Genomic DNA, 16,598 nt, shown 5'->3' on the forward strand with positions numbered 1-16,598 from the left:
GTCCGGAATGTCGATCACCCGACCCGGCCAGCCCTGCTCGGTAAGCCCGACGAGCGGAGAGGTGGCCGTGGTGATCACTCAGGAAATGGTCCAGCAGTTGTTCGGCGACGTGGTCTACGACCGCGACGGCGAGAAGATCGGCAAGGTCGGCCAGATCTACCTGGACGACCGGACCGGCCAGCCCGTGTGGGTCACCGTCCGCACCGGCCTGTTCGGCATGAAGGAGAGCTTCGTCCCGCTCAACCAGGCCGATGCCGACGGTGACGCGCTCCGGGTCCACGTCACGAAGGAGCAGGTCAAGGACGCTCCGAGGATGGACGTCGACGGCGGCCACATGTCCAGTGAGGAGGAGCAGGAGCTCTACCGCTACTACGGCATCGAGTACGCCGCGCTCCCGGGGCAGCGCAAGGGAGAACGTGGCACGCGTCAGCCGGCCGCGCCGAACCCGTTGCCGCACAAGGAGATGCGGGATCGGGATGCCCGTGCGGATGCGGAGATGACGCGCTCGGAGGAGCGGCTGCGGGTCGGCACCGAGCAGGTCGAGACGGGGAAGGTCCGCCTGCGCAAGTACGTGGTGACCGAGCAGCGGCAGATGAGCGTTCCAGTGCGACACGAGGAGGTCCGGCTCGAACGTGAACCGATCACCGATAGCTCGGCGCGCGGGAGCGGCGAGATCGCCGAAGCCGAGAGGGAAGTGACCCTGCACGCCGAGAAACCGGTGGTGAGCAAGGAAACCGTGCCGGTGGAGCGAGTTCGCATGAGCACGGAGACGGTGACGGAGCAGCAGCAGGTGACGGGGGAGGTGCGCGAGGAACGGATCGAGGTCGACGACGCCGCGAAGCGTCGCGAGGACACGCGCTGAACCACCGCGGTGCCACGCCCGGCCCCTCCGGCGTGGCACCGCCCCGTCGGTCGGGTCCCTAGTGGGGGAAGGAGGCGATCGCGGAGATGATCAAGTCCCAGAACCGGTCCGTGTCGAGAGTGGTCGCCACGTGCGCGTTCGGCCGGCGGTCGGTGACTCCGTGGAAGTCGATCACTGTCGCGCCCCGCGTGTGCTCGCCCGTCAGCTCGATCGCCACCGCGGCGGGTCGGGTCAGGACCGTGGCGGGGTCGATCAGCCTCGCGACCGCCACCGGGTCGTGCAGCGGGGGCGCGGGGAAGCCCCAGATCGCCTTGTAGGTGGAGGTGAAGAACGTCAGCAGCTCCACGCACAGCGTCGCCAGCGGGGTGCCGATGCGGGCCATGCGGTCGCAGACCTCCTGGGTCGCGAGGGCTTGGTGCGTGACGTTCAGGCCGCACAGCGTGATCGGGAGACCGGAGGTGAGGACCAGGTCGGCCGCTTCCGGGTCGCAGTAGATGTTGAACTCCGCGACCGGGGTGACGTTGCCGATGCCGTGGCCCCCGCCCATCAGGACCACTTCGGCGATGTGCGGCAGGACCTCCGGGTGGTCGCGGAGGAGAACGGCGACGTTCGTCAACGGTCCCGTCGGCACGAGTGTGACGGGCTCCTTGTGGGACAACAGGATCTCGCGCATCAGGGCGACTGCGTCCTTTGTGGACACCTCGACGGCGGGGGTGCCGAAGTGCGGGCCGTCCAGTCCCGACTCGCCGTGGACCTCCACGCCGCCGATCCTGGCGCCCACCGGCGCCGTGTCACCGCAGAGCGGCCGGGAGCGGCCCGCCGCGATCGGGACGTCGGTGATGCCCGCGACCGTGCAGACCCGCCGGGCGTTCAGGGTTGTCCTGGCCAGCGTCTGGTTCCCGGCGACCGTGGTGATCGCCAGGAGGTCGATCGCCGGGTTGGCCGCCGCCAGCAGGATCGCCAGTGCGTCGTCGTGTCCCGGATCGCAGTCCAGGATGATCGGAGTCGGCACGGGGTCAGGCCCCGCCCGCGAACTCGGTCAGCGCGGCGTCGGTCAGGCGGTGCATCTCCCACTCGTCCATGGGGGCCGCGCCGATGGACTTGTAGAACTCGATCGCGGGGGTGTTCCACTTCAGCACCGACCACTCCAGGCGCTGGTAGCCCTCGCGGACGCACTCCCGCGCCAGCGCGACCATCATCGCCTTGCCCAGGCCGGAGCCGCGCTGGGCGGGATCGACGTAGAGGTCCTCCATGTAGATCCCGTGCACGCCACGCCAGGTCGAGAAGCTCAGGAACCACAGGCAGTAGCCCACGACCGCGCCGTCGACCACCGCGACGTGGCCGAAGACGGCGGGGGCTTCGCCGAACAGCGCCGTGTGCAGCTGCTCGGAGGTCAGGTGGCACTCCTGGGGTGCTCGCTCGTAGTCGGCCAGGGCGTGCACCAGGCGGACCACGTCGTCCACATCGGATGGTTGGACGCGGCGGACGCGGGGGTCGGTCACGGCGGTTCCTCCTCGGCTGGGCAGAAGCCGATCTTCACACGGGCGGCAGGTTGAGGTGGAGGAGCTGCGGTGCTCCGCGTTCGAAGCCGAGTGCCGCGACCGCCGCCGTGTCCATCGCGAAGCCCACCCCGGCCTCCGCGGGGAGGGCGAGCCACCTCGCGACCAGCACGCGGCTGAAGTGACCGTGACCGATGAGCACGACGTCGCCGCCCAAGAGCGCCGAGCGGGTCCTGGCGAGCACCTGGTCGGCTCGCGCGGTCACGGCCGCCGCGGTTTCGCCGTGCGGGCTGGGGTGGGTCCACACGGTCCAGTCCGGGACTCGCTCGCGGATCTGCGGTGTTGTCAGACCCTCGTAGTCGCCGTAGTCCCACTCCGACAGGGCTTCGGTGACCTCGTCCGGAGAGCCGAGCCCGGCCAGCTCCGCCGTGCGCGTAGCGCGCTCACGGGGACTGGACAGCACCAGCGCCGGTTTCTCCGCGCCACGGAGTCGGGCGAGCACTTTGCCCGCCGCGACCGCCTGTTGCTCCCCGGTGGCCGTGAGGGGGATGTCCGTGCGGCCGGTGTGCTTGCCGGACTTCGACCACTCGGTCTGTCCGTGCCGCAGCACGTACACGTGTCCATTCGCCATGCTTGGAGTTTTCAAGGAGATGAGGCGGGGCGCACGTCAGCGCAGCGTGCTCAGGGCGGTGTCGAGCTGGTTGAGGCAGGTCTGCGCCGCCGAGACCGAGTAGCCGTCCCACCACGCGACCGGGTCGAGCTTGACCACGCGGCCCGCGCGCACGGCCGGCAGCTGCTTCCAGATCCCGCCGTTGGCGTACTTCTCGAAGGTGGCCGAGGCCGAGTCGACCAGCCCGCCTCCACCGACGAAGTAGAACACCACGTCGGAGTCCGCGAGCACGCCCACGTTCTCCTCGCTCAGCGACACGTACGTCGAGCTGGTGGAGGGCCGGTCGGTCGACGCGGGACGACGTGCCCCGGCGTCGGCGAGGACCGCCGAGCCGAAGATCGGCCCGCGCACGATGCGCAGCTCGGTGCTGGTGAACCGGAGCAGGGCGACGGTGTGCCTGGCCAGCGGCTCGCGGTGCTTCGCGGCCAGCTCGGCGACCCGGGCTGTGTACGCGGCGAGCCTCCGGTCGATCTCCCCGCGTGCTCCGAGCAGGTCGCCGATCGTGCGGACCGACTGCTGCCAGCCGACACCGCTGCCCGCGTTCTCGTAGGCCACCGTCGGCGCGATGCCGGAGAGCTTGGCGTAGTTCTCCCTGAGCCGCTGGGTGTTGCCGATGATCATGTCCGGCCGCAGCCCGGCGAGCTGCTCCAGGTTGAGCTGGTTGAAGCCGAGCGAGGTGAACCCGGGGGCGGGGGCCGGGACGTAGGGCGGTACCGGCTGACCGCCTTGCAGCGTTTCCGACGCGACAAGGGGGACGCCCAGTTCGAGGCTGGTCTGGAGACCGCCGTTGCTGTCCAGCGACACCACCCGTCGCGGAGCCACCGGGACGCTGCTGGTGCCCAGGGGGTGCTCGACGGTTCGCATGGGCCGGTCCCCGTCTCCCGACCCCCTGCCGGGTGAGCAGCCGGCCACGGCCAGCAGGCCCGCCGCGGTGAGCAGGCCGCGCCGCGTGAGCTCGGCATCAGGCGTGGTCAGCCCGCCGCCCAGGACGGGGAGCTGTCGGTCCAGGTCACGGAACACGGCGCGACGGTATTGGTTAGCCTTGCCTAATGTCCAGCGGCAGGCGCAGGTTCGAGACCGCCCACATGCCCGCCCGTTCCTCGTCGCCCAGCAACGGACAAGTCAGGCACATGCCGTGCGAGCCGTCGGTGAAGTCCAGGCAGCACGCGCCGCGGACGCCCCAGGACTCGTCGTCGGAGTCGCCGTACCTGGCCAGCACCGGTCGGGAGCGGCGCGGGATGCCCGCCGCGTAGAGCTCCTCGGCGAGCTCGGCGGCCCTGGACCACGCCGCGGCCCGGTCGTGGCCGAGTTGGCGCGCGAGGTTCAGCATGCCGAAGTGGATCATGTCGACGACGTAGCTCCACAGGGTGCGCGAACCGACCCTTGAGCGGGCGCCCACCTCGGTGACCAGCGGCGTCACCGTCGCGGTGAACCCGGCGGCGATCTCCGGGGCGGAGGTCGAGAACTCGGCGACCACGAGCCGCCTCCGGTCCACCTCGGTCCCGTGGTGGAACCAGTAGCGCTCGCCGGAGATCGTCGGCGCGGCGTCGAGGAGGTAGACCGAGGCCGCCGTGCAGAAGATCAGCTCGCGAAGCAGCTCGCGCAGGGTGTGCACGGCACGCGGCCCGGGCGGCACGTCATCGCCTTGTGCGGCAAGGAGTTCGGCCACGCGTTCGCGCATCCCGACGGCCGTCAGCCAGCCGTCGCCGCCGGGCGTGCCCTCGGGGCCGGTCAGCTCCGGGAGCGGGGCGAAGGCCAACCCGGAGCAGCGCTCGCGCAGCTCGTCCAACACGGGCGCCACTGTCGCATCCCGGCGCCGGAACGCGATAACGGCGTCGCTGGGTCTGGCGACCGCCGGACAAACGAAACGACGCTGACCCGAATGCGGGTCAGCGTCGTTCGCGGTGGCAGATCAGGCCGCGGCCTTGGTCTCCCAGAAGATCTTGTCGATCTGCGCGATCAGGTCCAGCAGCTCCTGACCGGTCTTCGGGTCCGTTGAGCCCTTGGCCCCGCCGGCACCCGCGGCCTTGGTGGCCTTGTTGAACAGCTCGTGCAGCTCCGGGTACTTCTCGAAGTGCGGCGGCTTGAAGTAGTCGGTCCACAGCACCCACAGGTGGTGCTTGACCAACTCGCAGCGCTGCTCCTTGATCTCGATGGCGCGCGAACGGAACTCGGGGTCCTCGTTGCCCTGGTACTTCTCCTGGATCGCCTTGACCGACTCGGCCTCGATCCTGGCCTGGGCCGGGTCGTACACGCCGCACGGCAGATCGCAGTGGGCGGTGACCTCCAGACGGGGGCCGAGGACGCGCGACAGCAGTCGCATCTTTCCTCCCTGACAGTGGATGCTCCGACGTGCGGGACCCTACTCCGCGCGTGTACAACCGGCAGGCGGGGAGGTGATCACCATGCGTCGGGTCCGCTGGCTGAGGGTGCACGGGCCGTCGATGGTGCCCGCGCTCCACGACGGTGACACCGCGCTCGTCCGGATGGGCGCACGGCCGGAACCCGGCGACGTCGTGCTCGTCAGGTGGCCCGCCCGGCCCGGCCAGCTGTCGGTGAAACGGGCCGTGCGCAGGCAGGACGACGGGTGGTGGGTGGTGGGGGACAACACCTTCGGCTCGACCGACTCGCGGCAGCTCGGGGCGGCCGAGGTGCTGGGCGTCCTCCGCTGGCGGCTGGCCCCGCGCCCCGGCCGGATCCGCTGACTCAGACCAGGACGGAGCGCAGCGAGGCGTAGTGCGCCTGGCAGGCGTCGTAGTTCGGCAGCAGGCCGGAGGCCAGCGCCTCGGCGAGCGCCGGGGCACCGCGGTCCTTGTCGGACAGGATCGGCTCGGCCCCGTCCAGCCAGGACTCCCACGGCAGGCCCAGCATCGGGTCGGTCGGGTTCACCGCGTGCTCGCCCGCCGGGTTGTACGGGGTGGAGCACAGGTAGGCCATCACCGTGTCCTCTTCGAGCGCGACGAACGCGTGTCCGATGCCCTCGGCGATGTACACCGCGCGGAAGTCGGTGGAGTCCAGCAGCGCCGCGTCCCAGGTGCCGAAGGTCGGTGAGCCCACGCGCAGGTCGACCACCACGTCCATCAGCGCGCCGCGCGGGCAGTAGACGTACTTCGCCTGGCCGGGCGGGGTGTCGGCGAAGTGCAGGCCGCGGACGGCGCCGCGCCGCGACACGCTGTGGTTCGTCTGCGCCAGCCGCATCGGGTGGCCGGTCGCCTCGATCAGCGCCGCCTCCTGGAACGGGGCGACGAACAGTCCACGGGAATCGGGAAAAGAACGGGGAGTGAACTCGAAGGCGTCTGGGACGGCGAGTTTGCGGACCTGCACGGCAAAAAAGTCTATTACACCCCCGCCATGGCCAGCGATGATCAAACAAGCCGGACGGACGTCTTGTAAAAACCGCCTCTGACCTGCGACATCACTTTCTCGGTTATGTGATCCCCGCCGCAGACATCGGAGGGATTGCCTGCCACACTGTGCCAACTCCGACGCCCGGTGTCGTTGTGCTCACCACCCACGAGCATCACAACGCCGTCGTTGTCATGCCCACCGACCCTCGGCGCGATCGCGTCGGACGGCGGGTTCCGCACCTTGAGGCCGATGCGCGATTCCGGCCTGCCCCCGCTGCCTGGAGGGACGCTGTGACCACTGTGAACGATCCGGCTGTTTCGACTTCCACGATCGAGCTCACCGACGAGGAGATCTTCGCCGCGCACGAGGGCGGCAAGCTCGCCGTGGGCGCGACCGCCTCCCTCGCCGACCCGCGCGCCCTCTCCATCGCCTACACCCCCGGCGTCGCCCGCGTGAGCAGGGCCATCGCCGAGGACGCCTCCCTCGCCGGCCGCTACACCTGGACCGGCCGCCTGGTCGCGGTGGTCAGCGACGGCACCGCCGTGCTCGGCCTCGGCGACATCGGCCCGCGCGCCTCGCTGCCGGTCATGGAGGGCAAGGCCGCGCTGTTCAAGACCTTCGGCGGGCTGGACTCGATCCCGCTGGTGCTGGACACCACCGACGTCGACGAGATCGTGGAGACCCTGGTCCGGCTGCGCCCGTCCTTCGGCGCGGTCAACCTGGAGGACGTCTCCGCGCCCCGCTGCTTCGAGCTGGAGGCCCGGCTCATCGAGGCGCTGGACTGCCCGGTCATGCACGACGACCAGCACGGCACCGCCATCGTGGCGCTCGCCGCGCTCAAGGGCGCCGTCGCGGTGCAGGGCCGCTCGCTCGGCGAGCTCAAGGTCGTCATCTCCGGCGCCGGGGCGGCGGGTGTGGCCTGCGCGAAGATCCTGATCGCCGCCGGTGTCGGCGAGGTGGTCGTGATCGACTCGCGTGGCATCATCAGCGCGGGCCGGGACGGGCTCAACGCCGTGAAGACCGAGCTGGCCGCGATCACCAACCCGCGCGGGCTCACCGGTGGCCTCGCTGAGGCGGTCCAGGGATCGGATGTCTTCCTCGGCGTGTCCTCGTCGAAGGTGCCGGAGGAGCTCGTCGCCACCATGGCCCCGGAGGCGATCGTCTTCGCCCTGTCCAACCCCGACCCGGAGATCCACCCGGAGGTCGCGGCCCGGCACGCGGCGATCGTGGCCACCGGCCGCAGCGACTTCCCGAACCAGATCAACAACGTGCTCGCCTTCCCCGGTGTGTTCAAGGGGGCGCTGGACGCCGGTGCCCGCCGGATCACCGAACGGATGAAGATCGCCGCAGCCGACGCGATCTTCGCCGTGGCCTCGGACGACCTCGCCGCGGACCGCATCGTGCCCAGCGCGCTGGACCCCAGGGTCGCCGTCGAGGTCGCCGCCGCGGTGGCGCAGGCGGCTAGGCAGGACGGGGTAGCCTGATTCCACCGGGGGAGAAGCAGCCCCTCCGGTGCACAGCGAGATCCTTACCGGGCTTGGGGCGGTGATGGAAACCTTTCCATCCGCGACACGGAAGATTTCCCGCTGCTGGGGGAATGCGTCTTCCTGGGGCTGGGCCTTGCGCCGCAGAACCGCTACCTTCACTCGGTCGGGTGAGCACTCGGAAACGTGACCCGGGCCGTCCGGTCACTCGGGTGTGCTGCTGAGACGACCGTCGGCCTGGCCGCCTCCGGCGCCGACGGGCTCGTCGATGCCGAAGGGTGGACGTCGTGGCCGACCAGGTCCAGCGCACGGGGCGCGCCCCTGGGGTGCTCGACCCTGCCGTGAGCACCGCCGCGGCCCCCGCGCCGAACGGCTTCGTCCTGCCGGACGCGCCCGCCGTGCTCTGCGACCCGGACGGGGTCGTGCTGCAGGCCAACGCGGCCGCGGCCGAGCTGGCGGGAGCGACGCGGCCGGTGGACCTCACCGGCGGGCCGCTGTCCGAGCTCGTCTCCGACCTCGACGCCAACACCCGGCTGCACCGCGCCGACGGCACCGAGCTGCCGATCCGCGTCGTGCGCACCCCGCTGCCCGGCACCGACCGCGAGATCGTGCTGCTGGTCGACGTCTCCGACCTCTCCCGCGCCGCCGACGCGCTGCGCGACGAACAACGCAGGCTCAACCAGGTGCAGCGGGTCGCGGGCATCGCCTCCTGGGAGCTGGACCCGGCGACCGGGCAGACCTACTGGTCGCCGAACCACTACGAGCTCTTCGGGCTGCGGCCGGGCGACGTCGTCCCCGGGGCCCAGGCCGTGCTCGACCACGTGCACCCCGAGGACCAGGAGCTGGTCGCGACCTATTGGCGCGACCACCGCCTCTCGGGCGACTCGATCGACATCGAGTACCGGATCGTCCGGCCGGACGGTGAGGTCCGCCGCATCCGCGGTGAGGCCGAGACCATCCGCGACGAGCGCGGCGGCACCGTGCGCATCACCGGCTACATCCGGGACATCACCGACCAATGGCGTGTGGAGAACGAGCTGGCCGAGGAGAAGGCGCGACTGCTGGAAGCCCAGCGGATCGCCAGGATGGGCAGTTGGACCTACGAGGTGGAGACCGCCGACGTCCGTCGCAGCGAGGTGATGGTCGAGCTCTTCCACGAGGTCGGGAACGAGCCGGGGGACCTGCTCTCGGGCGTGCACCCCGAAGACCGGGAGAAGATGGCCGAGCTCCAGCAGCAGCTGCTGCACGCCGCGCACGGCGAGACCGCCGAGGTCGAGTTCCGCGGCGAGCTGGCCGACAAGATCTACAACTGCCGGGTGCGCGCGGAGCACGACGACAACGGCCAGGTGCAGCGCCTGCAGGCGACCGTGCAGGACGTGACGTCGCTGCGGGCACTGGAGCGCCAGCTGCGGCACGAGCGCAGGCGGCTCGACGACGCGCAGCGGGTGGCGCGGCTCGGCACCTGGGAGTGGGACTCGGCGACCGACCAGATGGTGTGGTCGGACATGCTCAAGGAGCTCGTCGGCGTCCCCTTCGAGGAGCAGATCACCTTCGAGGACTTCTTCAGCCTCATCCACCCGGAGGACCGGCCGTGGGTCGAGGAGCTGTGGCAGCAGATCAGGATCGAGGCGCAGCCGTTCGAGTGTGAGCACCGGGTGATCCGCCGCGACGGCCTCCACCGGGTCTTCCGCTGCTACGGCGCCCCGGTGAGCGGCCCCGGCGAACCGCTGCTGGTGGTGGGCACGGCCCAGGACGTCACCGAGCAGCGCGTGGTGGAGACCCGGATGGAGCGCTCCAGCCAGCGCTTCTCCGACCTGGTCTCGGTCACCCCCGTCGGCATCGGCATCTTCGACGACAGCGAGCGGCTGGTCGACGCCAACGACGCGCTGTGCGAGCTGCTGGGCTACGACCTGGAGCAGATGCGCGGCATGACCGCCGAGCAGCTGGCGCACCCGGAGGAGCCCGCGCAGCACCTGCGGATGGCGGACAAGGCCGTCGACGAGGAGCAGAAGAGCTACAAGATCCCGCAGCGGCTGCTGCTGCGCTCCGACGGCGAACCCGTCTACTGCGAGCTGCACGTGGCGCTGTCGGTGCAGGACGACGGGCGGCGGTTCTGGCTGGTGGTGTTCCAGGACATCACCGAGCGGCGGCGCACGGCGGAGGCGCTCAAGCACCAGGCGACCCACGACGACCTCACCGGGCTGCCCAACCGCACGGCGGTCAAGGAGCTGCTCGCGGACCTGTTGCAGCAGGACGAGCCCAGCCGGGTCGCCGTGCTGTTCTGCGACATCGACAACTTCAAGCGGGTAAACGATTCCCTCGGTCACGACGCGGGCGACGAGCTCCTCGTGGTGCTCGCGCGGCGGTTGGAGGGCGGGCTGCCCAAGGGCTGCACGGCGGCCAGGCTCTCCGGCGACGAGTACGTGATCATCTGCGCCGACATCGAGGCGGTCGGCGGCGTGGACGCCCTGGCCACCAAGGTCTCCAGTCTGCTGCGCACGGTGGTCCCGGTGCACGGCCAGCTGGTGCGGGTGTCGGCGTCGATCGGCGCGGCGATCCCCAACGGCGCGCGTGCCACCGGCGACGACCTGCTGCGCTTCGCCGACGCGGCGATGTTCGAGGCGAAGCGGCGCGGCGCCGGGCGGGTCTCGCTGGCCAGCGCGGCGCTGATGGCCTCCGCCGACTGGCAGGTCCACCTGGAGGGCCAGCTGCGCGAGGCGCTCAACCGCGACGGCCTCGCGCTGCACTACCAGCCGGTGGTCGGGCCGGACGGCCGCGTGGTCACCGCCGAGGCGCTCGTGCGGTGGCCGCACCCGGACCGCGGCCTGCTCTCGCCGGACGTGTTCCTGCCGGTGGCCGAGCAGGGCGACCTGATGCGCGAGCTGGACCGCTGGGTGCTGCGGACGGCGCTGAAGGAGGCATCGGCCTGGCCGGAGCCGGACGGGCGGCCGGTGGCGGTCGCGGTCAACCTCGGCGGCCTGCTGCCGGGTGACCCGGACTTCGTCGACATCGTCGCGACGGCGGTGGCGGAGAGCGGCATCGCCTGGGACCGGGTGGTCCTGGAGCTGGTGGAGACCAGCCTGGTGGACCTGCCCTCGCGGACCCGTCAGGCGATGGCGGAGCTGGTGGAGCGCGGGGTGCGCTTCGCGGTGGACGACTTCGGCACCGGCTACTCGTCGCTGGCCCGGCTGAAGGACCTGCCCGCGCAGATCATCAAGGTGGACCGGCGCTTCGTCTCCGGGGTCGGCAAGGACCCGTCGGACTTCGCGGTGGCGCAGGCGGTGGTGGACATGGCGCGCGCCATGGGCCGCAGCTGCGTCGCGGAGGGCGTGGAGACGGCGATGCAGTTCCACATCCTGCAGGGCGTCGGCGTGGACGCCTACCAGGGCTGGCTGTTCTCCCGCGCCGTCCCGCCCCGCGAGTTCCGCGCCGTCCTCTCGCTGGGCCCCCTCCACGTCCCCCGCGCCGGCTAGGACCAGCCATTCGCGGGCTTATGGACGCTTTTGGAGCTCCCGAACGGTCCATAAGCCCGCGAATGGCGAGGGGTGCCTAGGAGAGGTCGGCGGCTGAGGCGGTGACCGCGTCGAGCAGCGGGGCGATGCGGTGACGCGGGACGTCGATCAGGCGGAGGTCGAGGTCCGCCGGCGTCGGGGCCGCCTCGGTGATCAGGTCGCGGGCGGCGTTGCGGGTCAGGGTGATGCCAGCCGCCTTGGCCGCGGTGATCAGGCCCTCGCGCCACAGGTTGCCGATCTTGCCGTGGGCGCGGTCCAGGATGTGCCGAGCCAGCCGCTCGCCCGCGTCGAGGCGGTCCGCGGGGATCTGCTCGGCCACCACCACCGCGGAGCGGTCGTCCGGGGTGCTGCGGAGCAAGCGCAGGCGGTACTTCTGCCGCAACGCCGCCGTCAGCGCTCGTTGTCCCGCCTGGTTGGCGAGGTCGAGGTGGTTGTTGGCCACCAGCACCGCCACCCGCTGGGCCGACGAGGCCAGCAGGACCCGCAGCAGCCACGGTCCCGGGTCGCCGGTGGCGTTCACCGCGAGCGCGGTGTCCTTGGCGGCGTTGAGGGGCTGGTCCCACGCCGGGCCGCGGACCGCTCCGACCTGGAGGCGGCCGTCCGCGGAAGCTATGGCGCGCAAGGCTTCCACGGAGTCCGGTGACGTTTTGCCTTGTGCCTCAACCGATTGCGGGCCGTGCGTGTAGATCGCCGTGCTCGCGGGGCGTTCCAGGAGCTTGCGGGTCTTGCTGGTCGCGCGGAGCACGTAGAGCTCGCTCGCGCTGCCAACCGCCTGCGCGCCGTGGTAGCGGTTGAAGCGCGGCAGGATCGCCTCGAACAGCACACCGAGCTGCAGGATCTCCTGCTGGACCTTCAGCCCGAGCGTCGGGTTGCGCTCGCTGAAGCCGTAGGCCAGCAGGATGCGGCCGAGGTCGGTGTCGCGCAGGCAGGCCGCCGCGCGCGCGACGAACAGGCCGATGCCCTCCGGGGTGTACGGCGGGTCGGTGAAGACCAGGTCCGCCCAGCCCTGCGCCGCAGGGGGCAGGCCGAAGCGGAAGTCCGCGTGCACGCACCGGATGTTGAGGCCGCGCTCGGCGGCTCTGCTGTCGATGAACTCCAGGACCCGCTCGTCTAGGTCGACCACGAGCACTTCGAGGTCCGGTCGGACGGCGCAGGCCGCCAGGGACGTCAGGTCGTGGTCGCCGAGGCAGAGCAGCCGCGCTCCGGAGAGCGTGTACTGCTCGTCCAGCCACACCGCGCGCCGCAGCATCGTCCGCGCCGTGGCCGCCACGTGGTCCAGCGCGGGCATCGGACCGGGCACCGCGTGGATGTCCTGCTTGATCCCTGTGACGAGTTCCTCATGCGCCTGGGCGGCGATGTCCAGCGGATCGGCGGGAGTCAGGCTTCTGCCAAGCTCCAGGTGCTCCCGGTAGACCGTGCTGCGCCACGGGCGGATGCGGTAGCGGTCGCCGTCGCGCTCGACATCGGCCTCGATGGCGGTGAGCAGCTCTTCGACGGTGCGGCGCGGAACCGCCGGCTGGCGAACGAGCTCGGCGAGGGACTGCCAGCCGGAGGCGAGCAGCGCCACGACCGTCCTCAGCCGCCGCCCGTGTACTCCGTGTGCGGCGAGGAGGTCTGAAACCCGCTGCACGGGGTCATCGGTGGTCACAAACTGTTGACCTTAGACGCAACGGCCGCGCGTCCGCCTCGCCCCTGTCAGTCGTTCGGACTAAGGTCGAACGTCGGTGACGGCTGACGCGTCCGACGGCGCGTCAGCCGTCGCCAACATACGGGCGGCCGGCAAGGGGCCGTCACGACCACAAGGGGGCTCGAATGATCGAGTTCCAGGCCGTGACCAAGCGCTTCGACGACGGCACGACAGCCGTCGACAACCTCGACATGTCGGTCGAGGCGGGCACGATCACCGTGTTCGTGGGGCCTTCTGGGTGTGGCAAGACAACATCCCTGCGGATGGTGAACCGGATGATCGAGCCGACCAACGGCACAGTGCTGGTGGACGGCGAGGACATCCGGAAATCGAATCCGGCGCTGCTGCGCAGGCGGATCGGTTACGTCATCCAGCAGGCCGGACTGTTCCCGCACCGGACGGTGCTGGACAACATCGCGACCGTGCCACTGCTCTCCGGGTGGACACGGCGCAAGGCGCGTGCGCGCGCCGCGGAACTGCTGGAGCTCGTGGGGCTGGACGCCACCATGGGCAAGCGGTACCCAGCGCAGCTCTCCGGTGGTCAGCAGCAGCGGGTGGGCGTCGCCCGCGCGCTCGCGGCCGACCCGCCGGTGTTGTTGATGGACGAGCCGTTCAGCGCGGTCGATCCTGTTGTGCGCGAAGGACTTCAGGACGAGCTGCTGCGGTTGCAGGCCGATCTGGACAAGACCATCGTCTTCGTCACCCACGACATCGACGAGGCGGTCCGGATCGGCGAGAAGGTCGCGGTGTTCCGCGAGGGCGGCAGGCTGGCGCAGTACGCCGCGCCCGCGGAGCTGCTGTCCAACCCGGCCGACGACTTCGTCTCCTCCTTCGTCGGCAAGGACCGCGGCTACCGCGGGCTGTCCTTCCTGGAGGCGGACGGCATCGAGCTCCGTGGCGTCAGCACGATCGGACTGCACGAGGAGCAATCGTCCACTGTGGGCGGTCTTGACTGGACGCTCGTGCTCGACGAGGACCGCCGCCCGCGCGGCTGGCTCGCGCCGGGCGCCGTGGTCCATGGCGAGCCCGCCGACGAGGAGCTGCGGCCGGGAGGTTCGCTCTACACGGCGGGAACCGCGCTGCGTGGAGCGCTCGACGCTGCGCTGTCGTCGCCGTCCGGACTGGGTGTCGTGGTGGATGACGACGGCCGCTACACCGGGGTCGTCACCGCGCAGCAGGTGATCGACCTGATCGAGGAGCGGCGGAAGGAAGCCGCCTGATGTTCGATGACATCTCGCGGTACCTCGGCAGTGAGAGCAACCAGGAGCTGGTGCTCACCCAGCTCCTGCAACACATCTACCTTTCCCTGCTGCCACTGGTGATCGGGCTCGCGCTGGCGATCCCGCTCGGGTGGCTGGCCCACCGCTACCGCGCGGCGAGCGGGGTGCTCTTCGGCATCTCCAACGCCGTCTACACCATCCCGTCGCTGGCGCTGTTCGTGGTGATCCCGGTGGTGCTCGGCACGCAGATCCTGGACAGCGTCAACGTCGTGGTGGCCCTGACCATCTACACCACGGCGCTGCTGGTGCGCCCGGTCTGCGACGCGCTGGAGGCCGTGCCGTTCCACGTGGTCGCGGCCGCGACCGCGATGGGCTACCGGCCGTTGCGGCGCTTCGTCACCGTGGAGCTGCCGCTGTCGGTCCCGGTGCTCTCCGCCGGGGTGCGGGTGGCATCGGTGAGCAACATCAGCCTGGTCAGCGTCGGCGCCCTGATCGGGACCGGCGGGCTCGGCGTGCTGTTCACCAGCGGCTTCCAGATCAGCTACACGGCGCCGATCATCATCGGCATCGTGCTCACCCTGGTGCTGGCGCTCGTGGTGGACCTGCTGCTGGTCGGGCTGCGCAGGGTGCTGACCCCATGGCTGCGGGCGGGAGGAACCACGTGATCTTCCAGGAGCTGTTCGCGTGGCTCGGCGATCCCGCGCACTGGCAGGGCCAGGACGGGGTGCCGAACCGGGCGCTGGAGCACCTCGGCTACACGCTGCTCGCGGTCTTCGGCGCGGCGGCCATCGCGATCCCGCTCGGCCTCTACGTCGGCCACAGCGGCCGCGGCGGAGTGGTGCTGGTCGGCCTGAGCAACGCGATGCGCGCGCTGCCGACGCTGGGCCTGGTGACCTTTCTCTTCCTGGTCGCTGGCGGCAGCGAGGCGGGCACCATCGTCGGCCTCATCGTGCTGGCGGTCCCGCCGATCCTGGCGGGCACCTACGCCGGGGTGCAGGACACCGACCGCGGTGTCGTCGACGCGGCGCGCGGCATGGGAATGACCGGCTGGCAACGGTTGTGGCAGGTCGAGGTGCCCAACGCGCTGCCGTTGCTGATGGGTGGGCTGCGCAACGCGGCCCTCCAGGTGGTGGCGACCGCGTCGGTCGCCGCGTACGTGGGACTCGGCGGGCTCGGCAGGCTGCTGCTCGACGGTCTGCGGGTGATCGACTACTCGAAGGTGTTGGCCGGAGCGCTGTTCATCGCGTTGCTCGCGGTCCTGCTCGACCTGGTGCTCGCCGGGTTGCAGCGGGTCATCGTGCCGCGCGGGCTCCGGGTGGCCGCGGCCGCGGTCGCCCGCAAGCCCAAGGCGAAGGTGAAACCCCAAGCAGAGGCTCCGGAAGCCGTAGGAAGGACGAACGCATGAAGCGCACTCTGGCGGTCATGGCCGCCGCGACCGCTCTGCTGCTCACCGCGTGCGGTGGTGACCCGCTCAAGGGCGGGGGCGGCGGCGGTGCGGCCGGTGGCCCGATCGTCATCGGCTCTGCGGACTTCTCCGAGAGCGAGCTGCTGATGCACATCTACGCCGGCGCGTTGTCCAACGCCGGTGTGCAGGTCTCGACGAAGCCGCGGGTCGGCTCGCGCGAGGTCCTGGTGAAGGCCCTGCAGGACAAGTCACTCGCCGTGGTCCCGGAGTACAGCGGGAACCTATTGCAGTACTTCGACAAGCAGAGCCCCGCCTCCCAGCCGGACGAGGTGCTCGCCGCGCTGAAGCAGAAGGTGCCCAGCGGCCTGGAGGTGCTGGAGAAGTCCGCAGCCGAGGACTCCGACGCGCTCGTGGTGTCCAAGGACGTCGCGGGGCAGGGCGTGAAGTCGATCGCCGACCTCGGCCCGAAGTGCTCGCAGTACGTGCTGGGCGCGGCGGGTGAGTGGAAGGACCGCTGGCCGGCCAAGCTCACCCAGCTCTACGGCTGCACGTTCAAGGAGATCAAGACCACCGACGCGGCGGGCCCGGTCACGGTGGAGGCGCTCAAGTCCGGCCAGGTGCAGGTGGCCAACCTGTTCACCACCGCGTCGGCGATCACCGCCAACGGCTTCGTCGCCCTGGAGGACCCGAAGCGGCTCTACCCGGCGCAGAACGTCCTGCCGCTGATCCGCTCCGAGGCGCTGGACGAGAAGGGCAAGGCGGCGCTGAACAAGGTCTCGGCCGCGCTGACCACGGAGAAGCTGACCGCGCTGAACAAGCGCATCGAGGTCGACAAGGAGACCGTGGCCGACGTGGCCAAGGAGTTCGTGACGCAGAACAAGCTCTGAGCTCTCCTTCGGCGGGCGCCCCTG

General features: G+C 70.8%; 16 protein-coding genes. 8 read left to right on the forward strand and 8 right to left on the reverse strand.

All coding sequences use genetic code 11. The annotated features are described in order from the left end of the window. Nucleotides 1–85 precede the first annotated feature (85 nt). Nucleotides 86–862, forward strand: coding sequence for a DUF2382 domain-containing protein (locus ACFFQA_RS12885; protein ID WP_377852273.1), 777 nt, complete (start codon nucleotides 86–88; stop codon nucleotides 860–862). Nucleotides 863–920: 58 nt separating this feature from the next. On the opposite strand, the gene ACFFQA_RS12890 is transcribed toward ACFFQA_RS12885, so the two are convergent. The 6 genes from ACFFQA_RS12890 to sodN form a co-directional block, all read right to left on the reverse strand. After that, nucleotides 921–1,874, reverse strand: a complete 954-nt coding sequence (locus ACFFQA_RS12890; RefSeq protein ID WP_377852032.1) for a nucleoside hydrolase — start codon at nucleotides 1,872–1,874, stop codon at nucleotides 921–923. Nucleotides 1,875–1,878: 4 nt separating this feature from the next. Continuing rightward, nucleotides 1,879–2,364, reverse strand: a complete 486-nt coding sequence (locus ACFFQA_RS12895) for a GNAT family N-acetyltransferase (protein ID WP_377852033.1) — start codon at nucleotides 2,362–2,364, stop codon at nucleotides 1,879–1,881. A 34-nt stretch (nucleotides 2,365–2,398) separates the two neighbouring features. After that, the gene (locus ACFFQA_RS12900; protein WP_377852034.1) at nucleotides 2,399–2,992 is read right to left on the reverse strand and encodes an acid phosphatase; all 594 of its coding nucleotides are present in this window, start codon (nucleotides 2,990–2,992) and stop codon (nucleotides 2,399–2,401) included. Between the two features lie 36 nt (nucleotides 2,993–3,028). Further along, nucleotides 3,029–4,051, reverse strand: a complete 1,023-nt coding sequence (locus ACFFQA_RS12905) for an iron-siderophore ABC transporter substrate-binding protein (protein ID WP_377852035.1) — start codon at nucleotides 4,049–4,051, stop codon at nucleotides 3,029–3,031. Between the two features lie 16 nt (nucleotides 4,052–4,067). Continuing rightward, complete coding sequence (locus ACFFQA_RS12910) at nucleotides 4,068–4,832, reverse strand: hypothetical protein (protein WP_377852036.1); 765 nt, start codon at nucleotides 4,830–4,832, stop codon at nucleotides 4,068–4,070. A gap of 111 nt (nucleotides 4,833–4,943) precedes the next feature. After that, a complete protein-coding gene (gene sodN / locus ACFFQA_RS12915) occupies nucleotides 4,944–5,354 on the reverse strand; it encodes a superoxide dismutase, Ni (RefSeq protein WP_446681678.1) in 411 nt (136 codons plus the stop codon). 82 nt (nucleotides 5,355–5,436) lie between these two features. Between sodN and ACFFQA_RS12920 the strand changes: the two genes are divergently transcribed. Next, a complete protein-coding gene (locus tag ACFFQA_RS12920; protein ID WP_377852037.1) occupies nucleotides 5,437–5,736 on the forward strand; it encodes a S24 family peptidase in 300 nt (99 codons plus the stop codon). A gap of 1 nt (nucleotide 5,737) precedes the next feature. Here ACFFQA_RS12920 and ACFFQA_RS12925 read toward each other — a convergent pair whose 3' ends face one another. Then, a complete protein-coding gene (locus ACFFQA_RS12925; RefSeq protein WP_377852038.1) occupies nucleotides 5,738–6,355 on the reverse strand; it encodes a dTDP-4-dehydrorhamnose 3,5-epimerase family protein in 618 nt (205 codons plus the stop codon). 314 nt (nucleotides 6,356–6,669) lie between these two features. Here ACFFQA_RS12925 and ACFFQA_RS12930 point away from each other — a divergent pair, with 314 nt between their 5' ends. Together ACFFQA_RS12930 and ACFFQA_RS12935 are read left to right on the forward strand one after the other, a co-directional pair. Further along, nucleotides 6,670–7,863, forward strand: coding sequence for an NAD(P)-dependent malic enzyme (locus tag ACFFQA_RS12930; RefSeq protein ID WP_377852039.1), 1,194 nt, complete (start codon nucleotides 6,670–6,672; stop codon nucleotides 7,861–7,863). Nucleotides 7,864–8,150: 287 nt separating this feature from the next. Then, complete coding sequence (locus ACFFQA_RS12935) at nucleotides 8,151–11,336, forward strand: sensor domain-containing protein (protein ID WP_377852040.1); 3,186 nt, start codon at nucleotides 8,151–8,153, stop codon at nucleotides 11,334–11,336. 76 nt (nucleotides 11,337–11,412) lie between these two features. Here the strand turns inward: ACFFQA_RS12935 and ACFFQA_RS12940 are convergent, their stop codons facing one another. Further along, on the reverse strand, nucleotides 11,413–13,023 hold the full coding sequence (locus ACFFQA_RS12940) for a bis-aminopropyl spermidine synthase family protein (protein WP_377852041.1): 1,611 nt from the start codon (nucleotides 13,021–13,023) through the stop codon (nucleotides 11,413–11,415). Between the two features lie 164 nt (nucleotides 13,024–13,187). Between ACFFQA_RS12940 and ACFFQA_RS12945 the strand changes: the two genes are divergently transcribed. The 4 genes from ACFFQA_RS12945 to ACFFQA_RS12960 are packed head-to-tail and all read left to right on the forward strand — an operon-like array spanning nucleotide 13,188 to nucleotide 16,574. After that, nucleotides 13,188–14,282: an ABC transporter ATP-binding protein gene (locus ACFFQA_RS12945; protein WP_377852042.1), complete on the forward strand. Its 1,095-nt coding sequence runs from the start codon at nucleotides 13,188–13,190 to the stop codon at nucleotides 14,280–14,282. Next, on the forward strand, nucleotides 14,282–14,947 hold the full coding sequence (locus ACFFQA_RS12950) for an ABC transporter permease (RefSeq protein WP_377852043.1): 666 nt from the start codon (nucleotides 14,282–14,284) through the stop codon (nucleotides 14,945–14,947). The genes ACFFQA_RS12945 and ACFFQA_RS12950 overlap by 1 nt, the downstream gene beginning before the upstream one ends. After that, nucleotides 14,920–15,687 carry an ABC transporter permease gene (locus tag ACFFQA_RS12955; RefSeq protein WP_377852044.1) on the forward strand — a complete coding sequence of 256 codons (768 nt, stop codon included), beginning with the start codon at nucleotides 14,920–14,922 and terminating at the stop codon, nucleotides 15,685–15,687. The genes ACFFQA_RS12950 and ACFFQA_RS12955 overlap by 28 nt, the downstream gene beginning before the upstream one ends. Continuing rightward, the gene (locus tag ACFFQA_RS12960) at nucleotides 15,684–16,574 is read left to right on the forward strand and encodes an ABC transporter substrate-binding protein (RefSeq protein WP_377852045.1); all 891 of its coding nucleotides are present in this window, start codon (nucleotides 15,684–15,686) and stop codon (nucleotides 16,572–16,574) included. The genes ACFFQA_RS12955 and ACFFQA_RS12960 overlap by 4 nt, the downstream gene beginning before the upstream one ends. The last annotated feature ends 24 nt before the right edge of the window (nucleotides 16,575–16,598 follow it).

Origin of the sequence: Allokutzneria oryzae, from assembly GCF_042429765.1 — a bacterium.
Lineage (GTDB): Bacteria > Actinomycetota > Actinomycetes > Mycobacteriales > Pseudonocardiaceae > Allokutzneria > Allokutzneria oryzae.

Excerpts from the sequence above, each read along its gene's own strand:
- ACFFQA_RS12900 (WP_377852034.1), bottom strand. The coding sequence starts at position 2,992 with ATGGCGAATGGACACGTGTACGTGCTGCGGCACGGACAGACCGAGTGG.
- ACFFQA_RS12885 (WP_377852273.1), top strand. The coding sequence starts at position 86 with ATGGTCCAGCAGTTGTTCGGCGACGTGGTCTACGACCGCGACGGCGAG.
- ACFFQA_RS12950 (WP_377852043.1), top strand. The coding sequence starts at position 14,282 with ATGTTCGATGACATCTCGCGGTACCTCGGCAGTGAGAGCAACCAGGAG.
- ACFFQA_RS12960 (WP_377852045.1), top strand. The coding sequence starts at position 15,684 with ATGAAGCGCACTCTGGCGGTCATGGCCGCCGCGACCGCTCTGCTGCTC.
- ACFFQA_RS12955 (WP_377852044.1), top strand. The coding sequence starts at position 14,920 with ATGGCTGCGGGCGGGAGGAACCACGTGATCTTCCAGGAGCTGTTCGCG.
- ACFFQA_RS12920 (WP_377852037.1), top strand. The coding sequence starts at position 5,437 with ATGCGTCGGGTCCGCTGGCTGAGGGTGCACGGGCCGTCGATGGTGCCC.
- ACFFQA_RS12945 (WP_377852042.1), top strand. The coding sequence starts at position 13,188 with ATGATCGAGTTCCAGGCCGTGACCAAGCGCTTCGACGACGGCACGACA.
- sodN (WP_446681678.1), bottom strand. The coding sequence starts at position 5,354 with ATGCGACTGCTGTCGCGCGTCCTCGGCCCCCGTCTGGAGGTCACCGCC.